The organism is Bacillus sp. J41TS8, from assembly GCF_018333035.1.
In the GTDB taxonomy this organism is placed as follows: Bacteria; Bacillota; Bacilli; order Bacillales; family Bacillaceae; genus Bacillus; species Bacillus paralicheniformis.
In genome coordinates, this window is record NZ_BORF01000021.1 from 39418 (window position 1) to 58076 (window position 18659).

At 48.1% G+C, this 18659-nt stretch carries 19 protein-coding genes; 18 read left to right on the forward strand and 1 reads right to left on the reverse strand.

The features are described from left to right. The first annotated feature begins 26 nt into the window (after positions 1-26). Positions 27-347 carry a nitrite reductase small subunit NirD gene (gene nirD / locus KI350_RS21310; protein ID WP_059231878.1) on the forward strand — a complete coding sequence of 107 codons (321 nt, stop codon included), beginning with the start codon at positions 27-29 and terminating at the stop codon, positions 345-347. A gap of 128 nt (positions 348-475) precedes the next feature. Beyond that, positions 476-1936 (forward strand): uroporphyrinogen-III C-methyltransferase, encoded by a 1461-nt coding sequence (gene cobA, locus KI350_RS21315; protein ID WP_212930585.1) that lies wholly within the window; start codon positions 476-478, stop codon positions 1934-1936. A 25-nt stretch (positions 1937-1961) separates the two neighbouring features. Here the strand turns inward: cobA and KI350_RS21320 are convergent, their stop codons facing one another. Beyond that, positions 1962-2642, reverse strand: coding sequence for a GntR family transcriptional regulator (locus KI350_RS21320; RefSeq protein ID WP_023857920.1), 681 nt, complete (start codon positions 2640-2642; stop codon positions 1962-1964). A gap of 227 nt (positions 2643-2869) precedes the next feature. Between KI350_RS21320 and KI350_RS21325 the strand changes: the two genes are divergently transcribed. The 16 genes from KI350_RS21325 to KI350_RS21400 all read left to right on the forward strand — a co-directional run bounded on the left by KI350_RS21325 (position 2870) and on the right by KI350_RS21400 (position 18496). Continuing rightward, positions 2870-4510 (forward strand): SLC13 family permease, encoded by a 1641-nt coding sequence (locus KI350_RS21325; RefSeq protein ID WP_023857919.1) that lies wholly within the window; start codon positions 2870-2872, stop codon positions 4508-4510. Positions 4511-4655: 145 nt separating this feature from the next. Then, positions 4656-5051, forward strand: coding sequence for a 3-hydroxyacyl-ACP dehydratase FabZ family protein (locus KI350_RS21330; protein ID WP_023857918.1), 396 nt, complete (start codon positions 4656-4658; stop codon positions 5049-5051). A gap of 15 nt (positions 5052-5066) precedes the next feature. Further along, the gene (gene tsaA, locus KI350_RS21335; protein ID WP_023857917.1) at positions 5067-5531 is read left to right on the forward strand and encodes a tRNA (N6-threonylcarbamoyladenosine(37)-N6)-methyltransferase TrmO; all 465 of its coding nucleotides are present in this window, start codon (positions 5067-5069) and stop codon (positions 5529-5531) included. A 170-nt stretch (positions 5532-5701) separates the two neighbouring features. Then, positions 5702-7753 (forward strand): BglG family transcription antiterminator, encoded by a 2052-nt coding sequence (locus KI350_RS21340; RefSeq protein WP_035339231.1) that lies wholly within the window; start codon positions 5702-5704, stop codon positions 7751-7753. A gap of 16 nt (positions 7754-7769) precedes the next feature. Next, positions 7770-8051 (forward strand): PTS sugar transporter subunit IIB, encoded by a 282-nt coding sequence (locus tag KI350_RS21345; protein ID WP_003179002.1) that lies wholly within the window; start codon positions 7770-7772, stop codon positions 8049-8051. A 23-nt stretch (positions 8052-8074) separates the two neighbouring features. Continuing rightward, on the forward strand, positions 8075-9448 hold the full coding sequence (locus KI350_RS21350) for a PTS ascorbate transporter subunit IIC (protein WP_020450199.1): 1374 nt from the start codon (positions 8075-8077) through the stop codon (positions 9446-9448). Positions 9449-9462: 14 nt separating this feature from the next. After that, the gene (locus tag KI350_RS21355; RefSeq protein WP_041817149.1) at positions 9463-10305 is read left to right on the forward strand and encodes a transketolase; all 843 of its coding nucleotides are present in this window, start codon (positions 9463-9465) and stop codon (positions 10303-10305) included. Continuing rightward, the gene (locus KI350_RS21360) at positions 10302-11255 is read left to right on the forward strand and encodes a transketolase family protein (protein ID WP_020450201.1); all 954 of its coding nucleotides are present in this window, start codon (positions 10302-10304) and stop codon (positions 11253-11255) included. Before KI350_RS21355 ends, KI350_RS21360 begins: the two co-directional genes overlap by 4 nt. A 73-nt stretch (positions 11256-11328) precedes the next feature. After that, on the forward strand, positions 11329-12084 hold the full coding sequence (locus KI350_RS21365) for a Cof-type HAD-IIB family hydrolase (RefSeq protein ID WP_020450202.1): 756 nt from the start codon (positions 11329-11331) through the stop codon (positions 12082-12084). A 288-nt stretch (positions 12085-12372) separates the two neighbouring features. Continuing rightward, a complete protein-coding gene (gene pxpA / locus KI350_RS21370; protein WP_020450203.1) occupies positions 12373-13134 on the forward strand; it encodes a 5-oxoprolinase subunit PxpA in 762 nt (253 codons plus the stop codon). Between the two features lie 24 nt (positions 13135-13158). Beyond that, positions 13159-14370, forward strand: coding sequence for an NRAMP family divalent metal transporter (locus tag KI350_RS21375; RefSeq protein WP_020450204.1), 1212 nt, complete (start codon positions 13159-13161; stop codon positions 14368-14370). After that, positions 14367-15167 carry a putative hydro-lyase gene (locus tag KI350_RS21380; protein ID WP_256164258.1) on the forward strand — a complete coding sequence of 267 codons (801 nt, stop codon included), beginning with the start codon at positions 14367-14369 and terminating at the stop codon, positions 15165-15167. Before KI350_RS21375 ends, KI350_RS21380 begins: the two co-directional genes overlap by 4 nt. A 76-nt stretch (positions 15168-15243) precedes the next feature. Then, positions 15244-15978, forward strand: coding sequence for a 5-oxoprolinase subunit PxpB (gene pxpB, locus KI350_RS21385; protein WP_020450206.1), 735 nt, complete (start codon positions 15244-15246; stop codon positions 15976-15978). Next, positions 15975-16988 carry a 5-oxoprolinase subunit C family protein gene (locus KI350_RS21390; protein WP_020450207.1) on the forward strand — a complete coding sequence of 338 codons (1014 nt, stop codon included), beginning with the start codon at positions 15975-15977 and terminating at the stop codon, positions 16986-16988. The genes pxpB and KI350_RS21390 overlap by 4 nt, the downstream gene beginning before the upstream one ends. A gap of 31 nt (positions 16989-17019) precedes the next feature. After that, the gene (locus KI350_RS21395; protein WP_020450208.1) at positions 17020-17769 is read left to right on the forward strand and encodes an IclR family transcriptional regulator; all 750 of its coding nucleotides are present in this window, start codon (positions 17020-17022) and stop codon (positions 17767-17769) included. An 88-nt stretch (positions 17770-17857) separates the two neighbouring features. Next, positions 17858-18496: a GDSL-type esterase/lipase family protein gene (locus tag KI350_RS21400; RefSeq protein ID WP_065643793.1), complete on the forward strand. Its 639-nt coding sequence runs from the start codon at positions 17858-17860 to the stop codon at positions 18494-18496. The last annotated feature ends 163 nt before the right edge of the window (positions 18497-18659 follow it).

Genomic DNA, 18659 nt, shown 5'->3' on the forward strand with positions numbered 1-18659 from the left:
AGAAATCAACTTGAGGAGGAATTCACATGGTGAACAAGAACTTAACAAAGGTGTTTGTTTCGAAGATCGGGGATTTGCCGAATCAGCTTGGGAAGACAGTGCTTATCGAGGACAAGGAAATCGCGGTATTCAAGCTTTCTAACGGCAATGTCCGTGCGATTGAAAACCGCTGCCCCCACAAAGGGGGCGTGCTTGCCGAAGGAATGGTAAGCGGCAAATTCGTCTTCTGTCCGATGCACGACTGGAAGATCAGCCTTGAAGACGGCAAAGTCCAAGAGCCTGACACAGGGTGTGTTCAGACATACGAAACGATCGTTGAAGGTGAAGATTTATATATCGTTTATTAAACGGCTGAACAAGCGATATCGAACGTGTCGCGATTTTTGTCAACAGCCTCAAGGGTCGCTGAACGTGATCCCTCTTTATTAAAAAATAAACGCGTTCACATTATCGGCAGATGGAAGGATGACAGTTGATGGGGAATGGGAAAGTATATTTTGTCGGGGCCGGACCGGGCGATTCAGCATTGATCACATTAAAAGGAAGAACACTGCTCGAGACGGCGGATGTCATATTGTATGACAGGCTCGTCAATTCCCGGCTGCTTGAGCATGCAAAAGCATCATGTGAATTTGTCTACTGCGGCAAGCTCCCGGACCGCCATTATATGAAACAAAGTGAAATCAATGCACTGCTCATTGAAAAGGGGCTGAAAGGCCTCAAAGTGGTCCGGCTGAAAGGAGGAGACCCGAGCGTGTTCGGCAGAGTCGGAGAAGAAGCGGCAGCCGTCAGCGAACACGGCATCCCGTACGAAATGGTGCCCGGCATTACATCGGGAATCGCCGCGCCTCTTTATGCCGGACTGCCTGTGACCCACCGCGATTTCGCTTCATCCTTTGCCGTTGTCACCGCCCATGATAAATCGGGCAAACCGGAAATGAATTGGGAAGGGCTGGCCAAAGGCGTCCAAACCCTCGTCTTTTACATGGGGATCAAAAACCTTGGTTATATATGCGAGCAGCTGATGAAACACGGCAAGTCTCCCCTTGTTCCCGCGATGGTCATCCAATGGGGCACATGGGGCCGGCAGCGGAGCGTTAAAGGGACATTGCAGAATATCAGGGAAAAAATAACCGAGCATCAAATTAAAAATCCCGCGATCATCGTCATCGGCGACATCGTATCATTCAGGCAGAACAGCTGGTTTGAAGAAAAGCCTTTGATCGGGCTGAACATGATGGCGGTCAAAAGCTGTGAAGAAGAACGAGTCCCGGTGGAGACGCTTCGTGAACAAGGCGCTGAAGTTGTTGAATGGCCGAAATGGAAATCAGCCGAAACGGTGCCTGACGATACAGTTTTAGATCGAATTGCTTCTTTTGACAGCCTGCTGTTCACCTCAAGTGCGTCACTGCGCAGATTTTTCAGCCGGCTTGCCGCTTTGAAGATCGATGTCAGGGAAATGCGCGGCCGGCTTTACGCTTCAGATCTGCATGTAAAAGCAGCTCTTGAAGAACGGGGATTTTCCGCTTTTCTGCAGGCGGAAATGCCGGTTTCGGACAGCTGTTTGCTGATCGGCAGCCGGGAAGCCGTGCAAAATCAACCGCACTCCGGTTGTGAGGTATTGATTACACATGACAGGATGATCGACAGCCGCTTTACATCGATCATTAAACGGGAGATCGAGGAGTTTCCTGTTGATATCGTGATCTTTGCGAATCGAACATGCGTCGAGCTGTTCGTAAACGAGGCTGAGACAATCGGCCTCCATCCGGAAAAAACGGCTGCCCGTCTGCAGGCGGTCTGCCTCACGGAAGAAGCGGGGAAGAAGGCTGCAGCCGCCGGGTTTCAGCGCGTTCATATTGTGAATGAACGCGACCGCCTTCCTGATATCATCAAAGGGATCAACCGCACAGCCGAATTTGTCTACCAGAGCTGAAAAAAGCAGGGGTAACCCTGCTTTTTTAGCGTGCGGAACTGCTTCCGAACAACACCTCTTTTAAATAGCAAAGGTCTGCCTCTATATGCTTCCTCATTGATTCGGCAGCCTTGGCGTCATTTCTGTCCTGCATGTGACGCAGAATCTCCTCGTGCTGATTGATGATGTCAAGGGTGCGCGCCGGTTTTTCAAGGTTTTTGCTCCGGTAGAAAAAGGTCAGCGACCGCAAATCAAGCAGCTGTTTTTGCAGGCGTTCGTTTTCGCTCGTTTCGATGATGACATCATGAAATTGCGTATTTAGGCGAAGAAGTGCATTGGCCGACTCCGGACTTTGGGTTTCCTGGTGCTTACGCGCTTCAGAGAGCGTTTCGGAAATGAGCTCCAGTGTTGCATTTGAAGCAAGGCGGGTTGCCAATGAAACGGCCAGGGATTCGAGCGCCTGGCGGCATTGGTATATTTCTTCAAGGTCTTTGATTGTCGGTTCATAAACTGTAATTTTTGATTTATCATCTATCGATAATAATCCTTCTTGTTCAAGTGTCCGAATCGCCTCCCTGACGGGGCTGCGGCTCACTTGCAGCTCCTTGGCGATTTTGGATTCGTAGATCCGTTCGCCGGGTCGATATCCTCCTTTAATAATCATATCTTTTAAATAATGATGGACTTGATCATGATAAGAGACTGCACGTTGTATGGAAAACTTCACGCTGTTCACCTCGTTTATTTTTCACTGCGGAAATCACTAATAGTCTAGCAAAAAGAGAGAAATACCATCAACCTAAAATTACCATAATATTGAGTATTTTGTGACAAAAAAGTGTTGACTGCCATTAGCTGTCCGTTATAATTAAGTTATAACTGTCGACAGTCGGCAGCTTACTTTTTATTTACTATTGTAAGCGCTTTATCGATAGAGGGGAAGGGGGATTTTTGATGAAATCAAGCGTTGTGTCAGCATGGGATATGCTTTGGAGATCACACCGGGAAGCAAAGAGGCTGCTTTTGTTCGCCATGCCTGTCAGGGCGGGAAAAGATGCTGATTTAAAGATCAAGTCGGAGCAAACCATGAAGGAAGAAAAGCCGCCGAGCTATAAAACGCCTCAGAAAATCGGACTGCTGCTAGGTCCTGCATTGTTTTTCGCCGTCCTTTTGTTCTTTTTTCCCGAGGGTCTGAGCCATGAAGGAAGAATGGTATTGGCGACCACGTTGTGGGTTGCGGTATGGTGGATTACGGAAGCTGTTCCGATTCCGGCTGCATCATTGCTGCCGATCGTGCTGCTTCCGCTGACCGGGGCGCTGGAAGGGGCAGCTGTCACGTCAAGCTACGGCGATCCAATCGTTTTTTTATTTTTAGGAGGCTTTTTGATTGCACTTGCGATGGAGCGCTGGAATCTTCATAAACGGATCGCGCTTAATATCATTTCTGTAGTGGGAACGAGCACGTCAAGGATCGTCCTCGGGTTTATGGCGGCCACAGGGTTTTTGTCCATGTGGGTCTCAAATACGGCCGCGGTGATGATGATGCTTCCGATTGGAACCGCTATCATTCATCAGGTATCAGCCGTCATGAAATCTGAAAGAAAAGATTTAGCCGGAGAAGAAGCGAAATTTTCAAAAGCGCTGATCTTCAGCATCGGGTATGCGGGGACGATCGGCGGACTCGGTACGCTGATCGGCACACCGCCAAACATTATTTTGGCGGCCAATATTAAGAAGCTGTACGGAGTTGAAGTGTCTTTCGGGGGGTGGATGGCTTTTGCCGTTCCGGTCGTTGTCATTTTGCTTGTAGCGGTATGGCTGTACTTGACGAAAGTGGCGCATCCGATCAAGATGAAGGAGCTTCCGGGCGGAAAAGAATTGATTCTCGAAGAAAAAAGAAAGCTCGGAAAGATGAGCTTTGAAGAAACAATGGTTCTGCTTGTCTTCGGGTTTGCCGCGTTTATGTGGGTGACGAGGACATTTTTATGGGATGACAAAATACCCGGTATTGACGATACAATGATTGCGATATTCGCAGCTTCATTGCTCTTCTTGATCCCTTCGCTCAATAAAGGGGGCAGGGTATTGGACTGGTCGGTTTCGAAGGACTTGCCGTGGGGGATTCTCCTTTTATTCGGAGGAGGCTTGGCGCTCGCGACCGGTTTTAAAGAAACGGGTCTCGCCGAGTGGATCGGCGGAAGGCTTACGGTGTTGGATGGATTTAACTTTGTGGTCATTGTTGTTATCTCAGCGGCATTGGTGCTCTTTTTGACGGAGATTACGTCGAATACGGCTACGGCGACTATGATTCTGCCTGTACTGGCTTCGCTCGCTTTAGCGCTGAATGTTCACCCGTATGCATTAATGGTGCCTGCTGCAATGGCGGCAAACTGCGCCTTCATGTTGCCGGTCGGCACGCCGCCGAATGCAATTATTTTCGCATCGGGCAAATTGAAGATCAGCGAGATGGTTCGAACCGGCTTTGTTATTAATATTTTCACACTGATTTTAATCGTCGGAGCTGTGTTCTACATTCTGCCGAATTTATGGGGAGTGGATCTGACCGTCTTCCCGGACAATCTGAAATCGAATTGATGAAGCAAAGCCCGGGGGCTTAGACCCCGGCTTTTTGTCATGGTGGAATGTTTGAGTGTTCAGCAGCTTCATTCTGTGTCATCGCGTTAAATAAAAGAGAAAAAAATGAAACTGCGGTATAATCATGTAAAAAAGGATGATCAGCGTGAACAATTCTCTACTGCCGCATCGATACCCGTTTCTATTCATTGACCGTGTTGTTGAGAGCGAGCCGGGAAAATGGGTGAAAGGATATAAATTCATAACGGAAAACGACTGGTTTATCACGGAAAACCAAAAGGAAATGCCATTTTCTATTATCATTGAAGCGCTGGCTCAAACCGCTGCATTTACTGCGCTCAAAGACCCGGCTGAGATCGGCTTTCTGTCTTCGGTGAAAAAAGCTGAATACACCGGCAAGGTCTTTGTGGGAGACAAACTTGATCTTTATTTTGAAGTTTCCCGCTTTAAAAGGGGGTTTTTATTCGGCAACGGAACCGCCTCAGTAAACGGAAAACCGGCAGCGAAAGCGGAGATCGGGATTTTTATGGAAGCGAAGTGAAAGCGGGGGATAAAATTGATAGAATTAAAGCCTGTCGCGTTTGTGAAAAACTTGCGGACTGTGCCGCAGGATGATCATTGGGGCGATGTGATTTCTGAAATTAATTTGGCTGAAGATATTCATCCGGACGCTTTAAAAGGGATCGAAGCATTTTCTCATTTGGACATTATCTTTTACTTTCATCAAGTAAAAGAGGATCAAATACAATATCAGGCGAGGCGCCCGAGAAACAATCAAAACTATCCTGAGACAGGCATTTTCGCCCAACGGGGAAAAAACAGGCCCAACAGGCTCGGTGCAACCGTTGTGACACTCCTTGAAAAATCCGGGAGCAAGCTTGTAGTGAAAGGGTTGGATGCGATTGACGGGACACCTGTAATCGATATCAAACCGGTAATGAAAGAGTTTCTTCCGAAAGGACAAATCATACAGCCGAAGTGGTCGGAAGATTTGATGAAAGTATATTGGCATGACAGCTGATTGATAGAAAAAAACCTCTCAACACCTTTTGAGAGGTTTTTTCATGCTTGTACGATAAAAAAGAAGGATATCAGACCAATCTTGAAGATCGGAAGTCCCATGAATTGTACCCAATCGGCAAACAAAATGAAAACGCTTTATTATATGATGGCAATAAAGGGGGCGCAAAAATGATCAACGAGAAACGTCCGGCTCAATTGCTTCAATATTTGCTGCGTGTCAGAGAAGCGACCATGCATCAGCTGATTGATCATTTTCAATTATCAAAACGGCAAATCTGCTATGACCTGGACAAAATCAATCATTGGCTGACCGGCAAGCAGCTGCCTGAAATCGAATATAAAAGAAAAAACCGGCTGGCCGTTCCGGAAAAATTGCTTGAATTGCGGTTCTCCGAAGCCTGTTCAGACATCGGCCGCTCGTTTATTTTTACACAGGAAGAGCGGATCAAAGCCTTGTACATGTTCCTGTTTGTCCGCAGGGAGCCGATTTCATCCGCTCATCTCACACAGTTATTGCAGGTCAGCAAAAATACGGTCATGAATGATGTGAAAAAAGCGAATGAGACGCTGGCTCCGTTTTTGGTGGCGATCAGATATACAAGACAGCGCGGCTATCATTTAATAGGAAGCGAGTTTGATAAAAGAGTTCCTGTCATGCACCACCTTTCTTATTTTCTGCAAAAGCCTTACGGCAAAGAAATCCTTCATTATATTTTAAAAGTTTCCGGCTCGTGCGATCACACACAACAAGAAACGAAAAGAGCGGTTGAACTTGTCTCGAAAGAATACAGGATTCAACTCGTTGAAGAAAGGCTCAATGAATTTGTTTACTTTCTGATGATGTATTCGATCAGAGTGGCCGAAGGAAAAATTGTTCGTTTTCACCAGGAGGAGGGGGAGCTTTTAAAGCAAAGTCCGCTGAAAAACGCAGCCGTAAGGCTTGTGAATGAACTTCGGATTCCCGTCTATGAAACCGAACTTTGCTACATTTTGATCCAGCTGCTCGGGCTTTCATTTGGACAACAGCCGGCGCATGATCCGCTTTATCAGCTGTGTGAAAAGCTTGTGTTTGAATTTGAATCAAGAGCATGCATCACATTTCCGAGGAGGCGCGAGGTGGCGGAATCTCTTTATCGGCACTTGAAGCCGGCATATTTCAGAATGAAATACCGCATTCCGATTCACAATCCCCTGCTCAGCAAGATTAAGAAAGAGCACAAAGAACTGTTTACCATCGTTCAAAAGCTGATGCGGCACCTTGAAGCGCTGCTGAACAAACCGGTTCCAGAAGAAGAAATAGGCTTTATCACGATTCACTTTGGTGCATTGCTTGAGCAGCCGGTACAGTCCGGATCATCGAAAAAGACAGCTGTCGTCATTTGTCCGAGCGGTGTCAGCTCATCCTTGATGGTCAGGCGCCAGCTTGAATCGCTATTTTCAGAGATTGTCGTTGAGAAGGCGATGTCTTTGCAGGCATTCACACCTGACGTCTTTGACCGTTATGATGCCGTGTTTTCCACCGTTGAGCTTAAAACTAAAAAACGATACTACATGGTCGGGCCGCTGATGACGCCCGCTGAAAAAAGCAGGCTTGTCAATGAAGTGTATCAGGAACTGTTCGGCGTGAAGCAAAAGGAGCTTTTGACAGACGAATTTCTTCACATCCTCAAGAAGCACGCCAAAATCATAGACGAAAAAGGCCTAAGAGAAGCATTGAAAAATATTATATTTATTCAAAAAGTGACGGAAACAAGGGGGAAACGACCAGTGCTGAAAGATCTGCTGACAGATGAAACCATTCAAATGGCTGACCAAATCAAAAGCTGGGAAGAAGCGATTCAAACAGCGGCAAAACCTTTGCTTGATAAGGAGGTGATCTTGAAAGAATACACAGATGCCATGATCGACAATGTCAAAAAGATGGGACCTTATATGATCATCGGCCCCGAGATTGCCGTTCCTCATGCAAGACCTGAAAAAGGCGTCCGAAAGGTGGGAATGAGTCTCCTGAAACTGAAGGAGCCGGTCTATTTTTTGGATGATGAACAGTATCCGGTAAGGCTTTTGTTTTGCATTGCGGCGGTTGACCATACGACACATCTGAAGGCGCTTTCCCAACTGACCCGGCTTCTCAGCAATAAAGAAAATCAGGACTCCTTAAAGGAAACCGAGTCGTTGGATCATATCAAACGTTTAATCGAAGCCTATTCATCCAATTAAAAACAGGAGGGATAACATGAAGATATTGGCAGTTTGTGGATCAGGACTTGGAAGCAGTTTTATGCTGGAAATGAATATTAAAGATATTTTGCAGGAAATGGGGTTAATGGAGATCGAGGTGGATCATTCGGATTTGAGCTCAGCGTCTCCTGATCAAGCGGATTTGTTTGTCGTTGCCAAAGATATCGCGGAAGGAGCAGCCCACCTGCGGGATATCGTCGTGCTTGAAAGCATTATAGACATGGATGAACTGAAAACAAAACTGGTTAAAACATTGCAGGAAAAAGGAGTGCTTTAATCACAGAAAAGGAGGAACTGCAAATGGGTGAAAGAGCGCTAAAGCTGATGATGGATGTGTTAAGCCAGCCGGCTGTATTAATTGCAGCCATTTCTTTTATCGGTCTTCTGCTTCAAAAAAAGCCGGCCAATGAAATCGTGAAAGGGACGACGAAATCGTTTTTAGGTTTTATCGTGATTTCAGCCGGGGCGGGTATTCTTGTTGGTTCGCTTGAGCCGTTCGGAAAGATGTTTCAAGCCGCCTTTCATGTGAACGGCGTCGTTCCGAACAATGAAGCGATTGTCGCGATGGCGCTCAACGAATACGGGACGGCGACAGCGCTGATTATGTTTTTCGGGATGCTGTCCAACATCTTAATCGCCCGTTTTACCAGATTAAAATACATTTTTTTGACGGGCCATCACACATTGTATATGGCTTGTTTAATCGCCGTCATACTGGCGGTGGCGGGTTTGAAGGGTCCATTTTTGATCGGCGTCGGAGCGGTTTCGCTCGGCTTGACAATGAGTGTGTTTCCGGCGATGGTTCAGCCTTTTATGAAAAAGATAACCGGCAATGATAAGGTCGCGTTCGGCCACTTTTCTTCAATCGGTTACGCTGTGTCCGGGTTAATCGGCAAAGCAGCAGGCAAGGGCTCGCGCTCGACTGAAAAAATCCGGTTTCCGAAGGGCCTCGGATTTTTAAGGGACAGTTCTGTCAGCATTGCGCTCACCATGGCCATCTTGTACGTTTTGATTGCCTTATTTGCAGGGGCGGGCTATGTGGAGCGCGAGTTGAGCGACGGTACACATTACCTTGTCTTCTCCGTTATTCAAGCGGTCACATTTGCGGCAGGGGTGTTTATTATTCTTTCGGGAGTCAGACTCGTGCTCGCAGAGATCGTTCCGGCTTTTAAAGGCATATCTGACAAACTTGTGCCGGATTCCAAGCCGGCGCTGGATTGTCCGATCATTTTTCCGTACGCACCAAACGCCGTACTAATCGGCTTTTTTTGCAGCTTCATTGGCGGCATCACCGGCATGTTGATTCTCGGAGCAGCCGGAGCCGTCATCGTTCTTCCCGGAGTGGTTCCCCACTTTTTCACAGGGGCCTCGGCCGGCGTCTTCGGAAACGCTGCAGGGGGGATACGGGGAGCGGTCTTGGGGTCTTTTGTCAACGGTCTGATCATTACGTTTTTCCCTGTGTTTCTGCTGCCGGTCATGGGTGATTTAGGCTTTGCCAATACGACATTTTCCGATACCGACTTTGCCGCGACAGGAATCGTGCTTGGGCATGCGTTGAAACTGCTGGGGGCAGGAGGAGTTGTAATTGGAATTGCAGCGGTAGTGGCCGGTGCGGTCTTACTGGGCTTTAAACGCGGAAAGGCGGGGAAGTCCGATCATAAAGCTGAAGCATAAAGGAGTGGGCAATGATGTCAGTGAAGGAAATCAATATGGAACGTTTTCGTGACCAAATCAGGCTGCTGACACTGAAACAGCTTCATCACCTCGGTTTTGGGCATTATGGAGGCAGCTTGTCAATCGCCGATGTGTTGGCCGTTTTATATGGAAAGGTGATGAAAATAGATCCCGCCAATCCGTCGTGGGAAGATCGGGACTTTTTTATACTTTCAAAAGGGCACGGCGGCCCCGCCTTGTATGCAGCGCTTCATCTTACCGGCTATTTTGAAGAAGATGTGCTCTATACGCTAAACCAAAACGGCACGGCTCTTCCGTCGCATCCTGACCGGAATTTAACACCGGGAGTCGATATGACGACCGGGTCGCTTGGCCAGGGGATCTCGGCTGCGGCAGGAGTCGCACTGTCGCACAAGCTTTCAGGACGCACTAACCGGACCTTTGTTATTGTCGGCGACGGGGAGCTGAATGAAGGTCAATGTTGGGAAGCGATCCAATTCGCGGCACACCATAAGCTCCACAATTTTTATGTGTTTGTGGATGATAATAAACAACAGCTGGACGGTCCGACTAAAGATATTATTGATCCGCTGGATTTTGTCAGCAAATTTTCAGCCTTCGGTTTTTATTCCGAAAGGGTAAACGGACATGAACCGGATGCGATTTATCAAGCGATCAAAAGAGGAGAAGCCCAGCGGGAAAGGCCGGTTGCCGTCATCCTTGATACGGTGAAGGGAAAGGGCATCCCTTATTTTGAAAATATGGAGAACAGCCACCACATTAGAGCGAATGATGAACAAAATTGCATAATCGAAAAGATCATGATAACCCTTGAAGAAAAGGAAGTGAGGGCATGAATGAGGCGGCAGCAAATGTCAAGCTGGATGCTGTCGAAATGAGGCAGGTATACAGCTCGGCCGTTTATGAACTGGCTCAGGAAAACGCGGACATTGTGGCGTTGGAAGCGGATTTGATGAGCTCGATTTCCATGGACAAAATTAAACGGCGCATTCCCGAGCGAGTGATCAATTGCGGGGTTATGGAAGCCAATATGATAGGGATTGCGGCCGGGCTTTCGTTAACCGGAAGAATCCCGTTTGTTCACACGTTCGCCCAGTTTGCGACAAGACGCTGCTTTGATCAGCTGTTTGTTTCAGGTGCCTATGCCAAAACAAACATCAAGATTCTCGGTTCAGATTCGGGAATTACGGCTGAACATAACGGCGGAACACACATGGCCTTTGAAGATTTGGGACTCGCCCGGCTAATCCCGAATGCCTTTGTTTATGAAGCGAGCGATGCAGCAATGCTCCAATTTTTGATCAAAAAGGCTGCGGCAGAGTACGGCATTCACTATATCAGGACGATCAGAAAAAAGGCGGTCAGACTTTATGATGAACATGAAACATTTGCAGACGGAAAAGCAAAAGTTCTCAAAGACGGCAGCGATGCGGCGCTGTTTGCCAGCGGCATCATGGTCGCAGAAGCTTTGCGGGCGGCAGAACTGCTAAAAGAAAAAGGGATCGATGCAGCGGTCATCGATATGTATTGCATCAAGCCGATCGATCAAGAAACCGTGATTCGCTATGCACAAAAAACGAATGCGATTGTCACGGCAGAAAACCATAATGTCATAGGCGGATTGGGAAGCGCAGTCGCGGAAGTGCTGAGTGAACATCATCCCGCTCCGCTCAAGAGAATCGGGGTTCATGAAGCCTTCGGACAGGTCGGGACGATCGATTATTTGAAAAAATATTACCGTTTGACCGCAGAGCATATCGCACGGGCGGCGGAACAGCTCGTTTAAGATTTCTTTGTCCTGGCCGATTTTTATATTAGAATAGATAAAAGCCTAAAAAAAGTGAGGTATCTTAAATATCGTGTCAGTCAGTCAAAGAGATCGAATCGATGTGAAGCTAGTAGCTCTGGATATGGATGGAACACTATTAAATGATGAACAGACCATTTCTGATGAAAACAGAAATGCGATTAAAGAAGCAGAGGAAAAAGGGATTTATGTCGTGCTCAGCACCGGCCGCACGCTGATGACGTGCCGGGAGTTGGCGGAGTCGCTCGAACTGTCTTCTTTTTTGATCACGGCAAACGGCAGTGAAATTTGGGATTCGTCTTTCAACCTGGTCGAGCGTCAGCTGCTTCATCCCGATCATGTCCAAATGATGTGGGATTTGCGCAATCTGCACAACACCGATTTCTGGGCCGCCAGCGTCGATAAAGTGTGGAGAGGCGAGTTTCCTGAGGATATTCAGGCGTATGAATGGCTGAAATTCGGCTTTGATATTCCGGATGACGACGTCAGAAACCGGGTCCTGGAAGAGCTGAAAAAGAACAAAGAATTGGAAGTCAGCAATTCAAGCCCGACCAATATTGAAGTCAACGCCATCGGGATCAATAAAGCGGCCGCTTTGGCAAAAGTATGCGAGCGCCTCGGCTTTACGATGGAACACGTGATGGCGGTCGGAGACAGTTTAAATGATATCGCCATGATCAAAGAAGCGGGTTTAGGCGTTGCCATGGGGAACGCCCAGGAAATCGTCAAAGAAACCGCAGACTGGATCACGGATTCCAATATCGAACACGGAGTCGCAAAAGCGATCAGGCATTGGGTATTGTCCTAGCCGAAAAAAGAGCCGATTTACGGCTCTTTTTTTTGTGCAAAATAAAAAATATTCATGGACTGAAGCAAGTTGAAAAAACCTTGTGAAATCAGGTTTTTCAGCTAAAACTTTTTAGGAAAAATGATTTATTTTATGTGAGGTTTTCTAACAATATGATGCCAAGCGGGCAAATCCTTGATATAATCTATTCAAGTTTGATTATTCGGAATTAAGGTTCCGAAAATCGGAACAAAATGAGGGATATACTAAAATTCGACCGAATGTGCATCAATATATAGGGGGGATTTGATGAATCAAGTTGATTTAAACTGCGATCTTGGAGAAAGCTTCGGCGCTTATAAAATCGGGCTCGATGAGGAGATTCTCGAATTTGTTACATCAGCCAACATCGCTTGCGGATTTCATGCCGGAGACCCTGGCGTCATGCGCAAAACCGTCAAAATGGCGGCGGAAAAAGGCGTGAAAATCGGCGCGCATCCGGGACTTCCCGATTTAGCGGGATTCGGGCGCCGCAATATGGCGATTACGCCTGAAGAAGCATACGATCTTGTCGTGTATCAAATTGGTGCGCTTTCAGGATTTTTAAAGGCCGAAGGTGTGACCATGCAGCATGTGAAACCCCATGGCGCACTGTATAATATGGCGGCGCAAAGCCGGGAACTGTCGGATGCGATCGCGCGTGCAGTTTATCAAACAGACCTGGAACTGATTTTATTCGGTTTGGCGGGAAGCGAACTTGTGCTTGCCGGTGAAAGAGCCGGTTTGAAAACGGCTCACGAAGTGTTCGCCGACCGTACATATCAGGAAGACGGAACGCTGACTTCCCGCCGCCAGAATGATGCGCTGATTCATGATGATGATGAAGCCGTCGGTCAGGTGATCCGCATGGTCAAAGAAGGCAAAGTCCGCAGCCTGCAAGGAACGGATGTCAGCCTTAAAGCAGATACGGTGTGCATTCACGGAGATGGTGCACACGCGCTTCAGTTTGCGAAAAAAATCCGCCGTGAACTCAGAGCAGCAGATATTAAAATACAAGCTTTTTCTACATGATGTTGACAAAAGGAGGAATACCATTTGAAACAAAATAAAAAAACAATAGCGTCATCAAGCAACTGGACGTTGCTTTTGGGCGCCGCTTTTTTAATGGCCACATCCTCAATCGGGCCGGGATTTTTAACGCAAACCACAGTCTTTACACAGAGCTTGGCTGCAAGCTTCGGCTTTGTCATCCTCGTTTCCATCATTTTAGATATCTTCGTTCAAACCAATGTATGGAGAATCATTGCGGTTTCTGAAAAAAGAGGGCAGGAAATCGCCAACCTCGTCTTTCCGGGACTCGGCTATGTCATCGCATTTCTCGTCGTTCTGGGCGGGCTTGCTTTCAACATCGGCAATATCGGAGGCGCCGGTCTCGGCCTCCAGGTTTTATTCGGCATTACACCGCAGACGGGTGCGATCATCAGCGCCGCGATCGCGGTTTTGATCTTTGTCATTAAAGAAGCGGGAAAAGCGATGGACCGGTTTACGCTGATCGCGGGCTTTGTCATGATTTTATTAGTGGTGTACGTTGCGATTACGACCGGTCCTCCGGTTGGAGAAGCAGTAACAAAAACGATCATGCCTGATAATATCGACATTCTTGCGATTGTGACGCTTGTCGGCGGCACGGTCGGCGGATACATTACATTTGCCGGCGGACACCGTTTGCTTGATGCGGGTGTTAAAGGGAGGGCTGCGATTCCTGAAGTAACGAAAAGCTCTGTTTCCGGCATTTTGATCACATCTGTCATGAGAATTGCGCTTTTCCTTGCTGTACTTGGAGTCGTCTCAAAAGGCCTGCACATTAATCCGGATAACCCGCCGGCTTCTGTCTTCCAGCTTGCTGCGGGAAATATCGGCTACAAAATCTTCGGTCTCGTCATGTGGGGAGCTGCTGTTACATCTGTAATCGGCGCTGCTTATACGTCCGTATCTTTCTTTAAAACGTTTTCTCCGAAAATTGAAAAGAATTCACGCGGCATTATTATTGTCTTTATTATCGTATCAACGATTTGCTTTGTAACAATTGGTAAGCCGGTCAACCTTCTCGTGCTTGCCGGCGCATTAAACGGTTTAATCTTACCGATCGCACTCGGATCCCTTTTGATCGGCGCGTATAAGAAGAATATCGTCGGCGACTACAGGCATCCGATCTGGCTTACAATTCCAGGTATTCTGGTCGTTATTGTCATGGCGGTCATGGGAGGCTATACGTTAATCAATGAAATTCCTAAGTTATGGGGATGATATCGTTGCGTCATGTAAATGAAATGCGCCCTGACGAAGTCAGGGCCCTGATTCGAAAAGGCGAAATAACGGGTCCGACAGCCGGGATGGCCGGGGGTTTTACCCAGGCAAACCTGGTGATTTTGAAAAAAGAGCTCGCTTTTGAGTTTTTGCTGTTTTGCCAGCGCAATCAAAAGCCGTGTCCGATTCTCGATGTCACAGATCCCGGATCTCCGGTTCCGTCCATCACGGCGCCGGATGCCGATATCCGCACCGATTTTCCGAAATACCGCGTATACAGGCGCGGCGAATTGGCGGATGAAGTGACCGATATCCATTCTTTATGGGAAAACGACATGGTCGGTTTTTTAATCGGCTGCAGCTTTACGTTTGAACAAGCGTTAATCAATAACGGAATCCCTGTCAGACACATTGAAGAAAAGCGAAATGTTCCGATGTATCAAACGAATATTCCTTGTGTCCCGGCAGGCCGTTTTCAAGGGCCGATGGTTGTCAGTATGAGGCCGGTTCCGGAAGAGCAGACGGTGCGTGCCGTTCAGGTTACATCAAGGTTTCCCGCTGTTCACGGAGGACCTGTCCATATCGGCAGTCCTGAAGCCATCGGTATAACAGACATCGCAAAACCCGATTTCGGCGATGCGGTCACGATAAAAAAAGGAGAAGTTCCGGTATTTTGGGCATGCGGCGTCACCCCTCAGGCCGTCGCCATGCACGTAAAGCCGGAGCTGATGATCACGCATTCGCCCGGCCATATGCTGGTTACCGATGTTCGGGACGAACAATTTGGCGTGTTATAGGATCTCAAAATCAATACAGAGTGGTTTATCTGTATTGATTTTTGATTTAAGGGGATGAAAGGCAAGGTGAAACAGAATGAAAAATCTATCGAATGTGACAATGTCTCCGCTCGGCGACTCCGCGGTTATCATTCAGCTCGGAGAGGGGATAAGCGAACAGACGCATCGTGTCGTCAGTGCACTGACAAAGCGGATTGAAAACGATCCGTTTCCCGGTTTTATTGAGTGTGTGCCGGCTTTCACGAGTGTGACCGTTTTCTATCAGCCGTTTGAAGTATACCGCAAGATGGAGAGCGGCAAGGCTGTTGATTCTCCGTATGAAAAGGTAAAAGCCCTCATCGAACATCATCTCCAAGAGCTCACAATGGAAGAAGAAACAAATCAGCGTACGGTGGAAATTCCGGTTTGTTACGGCGGCCGTTTCGGCCCTGATTTGGAGGAAGTGGCCGACATCAACGGACTGACTGCACAGGAAGTCATCGATATTCACACCTCGGGTGAGTACCTCGTTTATATGATCGGCTTTGCGCCGGGCTTCCCTTACTTAGGCGGAATGTCTGAAAAGATAGCCGCGCCGCGGCGGTCCTCTCCGCGGACTTCGATTCCCGCCGGCTCCGTGGGAATCGCCGGCATGCAAACAGGCGTCTATCCCCTTTCAACGCCGGGCGGCTGGCAGCTGATCGGCAATACGCCGCTTGAATTATTCAAGCCTTATGAACAGCCTCCGAGCCTTCTGAGAGCAGGGGATATCGTGAAATTTGTCAGCGTGACAGAAGAGGAGTATCACGCGCTGAAGGAGGGAAAATCTTGAGCATAGAAGTGTTAAAGCCGGGTCTGATGACGACGGTTCAAGACTTGGGCCGCGCAGGTTTTCAAAAATACGGCGTGCTTGTCAGCGGGGCCATGGATGCCGATTCTTTGCGGATTGCCAATCTCCTCGCGGGGAACAGCGAGAACGAAGCTGCACTTGAAGTGACGCTGATGGGACCGGGGCCGTCTCTCCGCTTTCAAAAACCGGCTCTTATAGCGGTGACGGGCGCTGACTTTTCACTGATGGTAAATGACGAAGAAGTCCCGCTTTGGCGTCCGGTTTTCATCAAAGAAGGCAGTGTGTTGACATTCGGCATGTGCAAGCGCGGCAGCCGTGCATACATGGCGGTGGCCGGAGGGATTGATGTGCCGCCTGTGATGGAAAGCAAAAGCACATATGTCAGAGCAGGGCTCGGCGGCTTTCAAGGAAGGGCGCTTCAAAAGGGAGACGTGTTATCGCTAGGCAGCCCGACGCCGTTGTCGGAAGCGATGTACAGAAAGCTTGCAGACCATGGCGATGGCTTAGGCTTTGGGGCTCCGAAGTGGGCTGTCGACCGCAAATATTTTCTCCCGTTAAAAAAGAATCCGGTCATTCGTGTCATCAAAGGCGATCAGTTCGCTTGCTTCACCTCATCATCGCAAGAACGCTTTTTCGCGGATACATTCCGGGTGACGGCCAAATCCGACCGGATGGGGTACCGTCTTCAAGGAGAAGCGCTCGAACTCACTCAGCCGCTGGAAATGATCTCTGAAGCGGTATCGTTCGGAACGATTCAGGTGCCGCCTGACGGCAATCCGATCGTTCTTCTCGCAGACAGACAGACAGCGGGCGGATATCCGAGAATCGCCCATATCGTATCCGCCGATTTTTCACAGGTGACGCAGATGATGCCGGGCGAGCAGGTACAGTTTCAGCTTGTCAGCCTTCAGGAAGCAGAGCGCATTTACATCGAACGGGAGACGAAAATCAGCGAACTTTCCGCCCGATTGAAGCTTGAATACATGTTATGATAGGTGTGATGTGTATCAGGAGGGGGAAGGCATGGAACATAAAAACAAAACAGTTGTCAAAGCTATGACCCTGCTCAATCTGTTCCTGACGAGAGAAAGGCTCTCACTGGGCGACATGATTGAGCTGACAGGCATGCCGAAAACATCTGTCTACCGCATGGTTTGTTCTCTCGAAGAAATGGGTTTTCTCGACCGTGACGAGAACGGGATGTATGCTTTAGGACTGCTGTTTTTGCAATACGGCCACCTTGTTTCAGAAAGGCTTGATATCCGAAAAATCGCTCTGCCTATCATGGAAGAACTCCGCGATGACGTGGATGAAGCCGTCCATTTGATCGTGAGGCAGGGAAATGAAGCGATGTATATAGAAAAAATTGAGGGCACGCAGACCGTTCGCCTCTATACAGCGATCGGGAGGCGGTCCCCTTTATATGCCGGAGCCTGCGCGAGAAGCATTCTGACGTTTTTACCTGAAGAGGAGCGGGATGCCTACATCAAGAAAACAGAGCTGGTGCCGATCGCTTCCGGTACGATCCGGGATAAGACCGAGCTGATCCGCATTTTGAATGAGTCGTACCGGAGCGGCTGCACGGTCAGTCATTCGGAGCTCGAAGACTACACCTCTGCGATCGCCGCGCCGATTTTCAATCATAAGCGCGAAGTCGCGGCGGGGATCAGCATCGCCGGGTTTGAAGCCCGCTTTCAGAAAGACCGTCTTCCTTATTTGACCGAAAGAGTGAAAAAGGCGGCGCTTGACATTTCGAGAAAGTTAGGTTTTTAGGAAAAAAGAAAAGTATCCTTTCGGGCCTCTCCCGAGTACATATATGGTAGCTGCCGCGAAAAAACGGCATATCGGAGGGGGAAAGGATATGACGCTTCAATATACGGCTCTCGGCGATTCTCTAACCGTCGGGGTCGGTGCAGGTTTGTTTGAGCCGGGGTTTGTCCAGCGCTATAAAAGGAAAATGGAAGAGGATTTGAACGAATGCGTTTCTTTGCTTGTATTTGCGAAATCGGGTCTTGAAACGTCGGACATTCTGGCGATGCTGAACGAGCCGTTCATCATGGAACAGGTCAAAAAAGCGGACGTCATCACGATAACGGGCTGCGGCAATGACCTTCTGCAATCGCTGGAGATATATGAAAAAGAAAAGGATGAACACGTCTTTTTGGAAGCTTCCTCACACTGTCAGAAAAACTACTCAGGCATGCTTGAGAAAATCGGAGACATAAAGGGAGACAAAGATACGCGTTACCTCGTCCGTCTTCTCAATTTATACAACCCTTTTCCGTCGATCGAATTAGCGGACAAATGGATTTCCGGCTTTAACAGGCATTTAAAACAGCTCGAGTCCGCTCCGCAAATCAAGGTGATCGATACTTATGCTGTCTTTAAAGGACGCGAAAAAGAATATTTGTCAATTGACCGCGTACATCCAAACAGCAGAGGGTATGAAGCGATGGCGGAAAATTTGAGAGCGGCGGGCTACGGGCCGCTGAAAAGCTGAATATGATGAAGAAAGACCATTCCAATCAGGAATGGTCTCAGCTTGTCGACAAAGTCACAAAAAATGGCTTCATCGACAAGCTTTTTTTGTTAAAATATGAGTGAAATCTAGTTTTTGGAGGTTTTACCATGTTGTCCAAGCAATCAAAAGATCAGCGTGAACA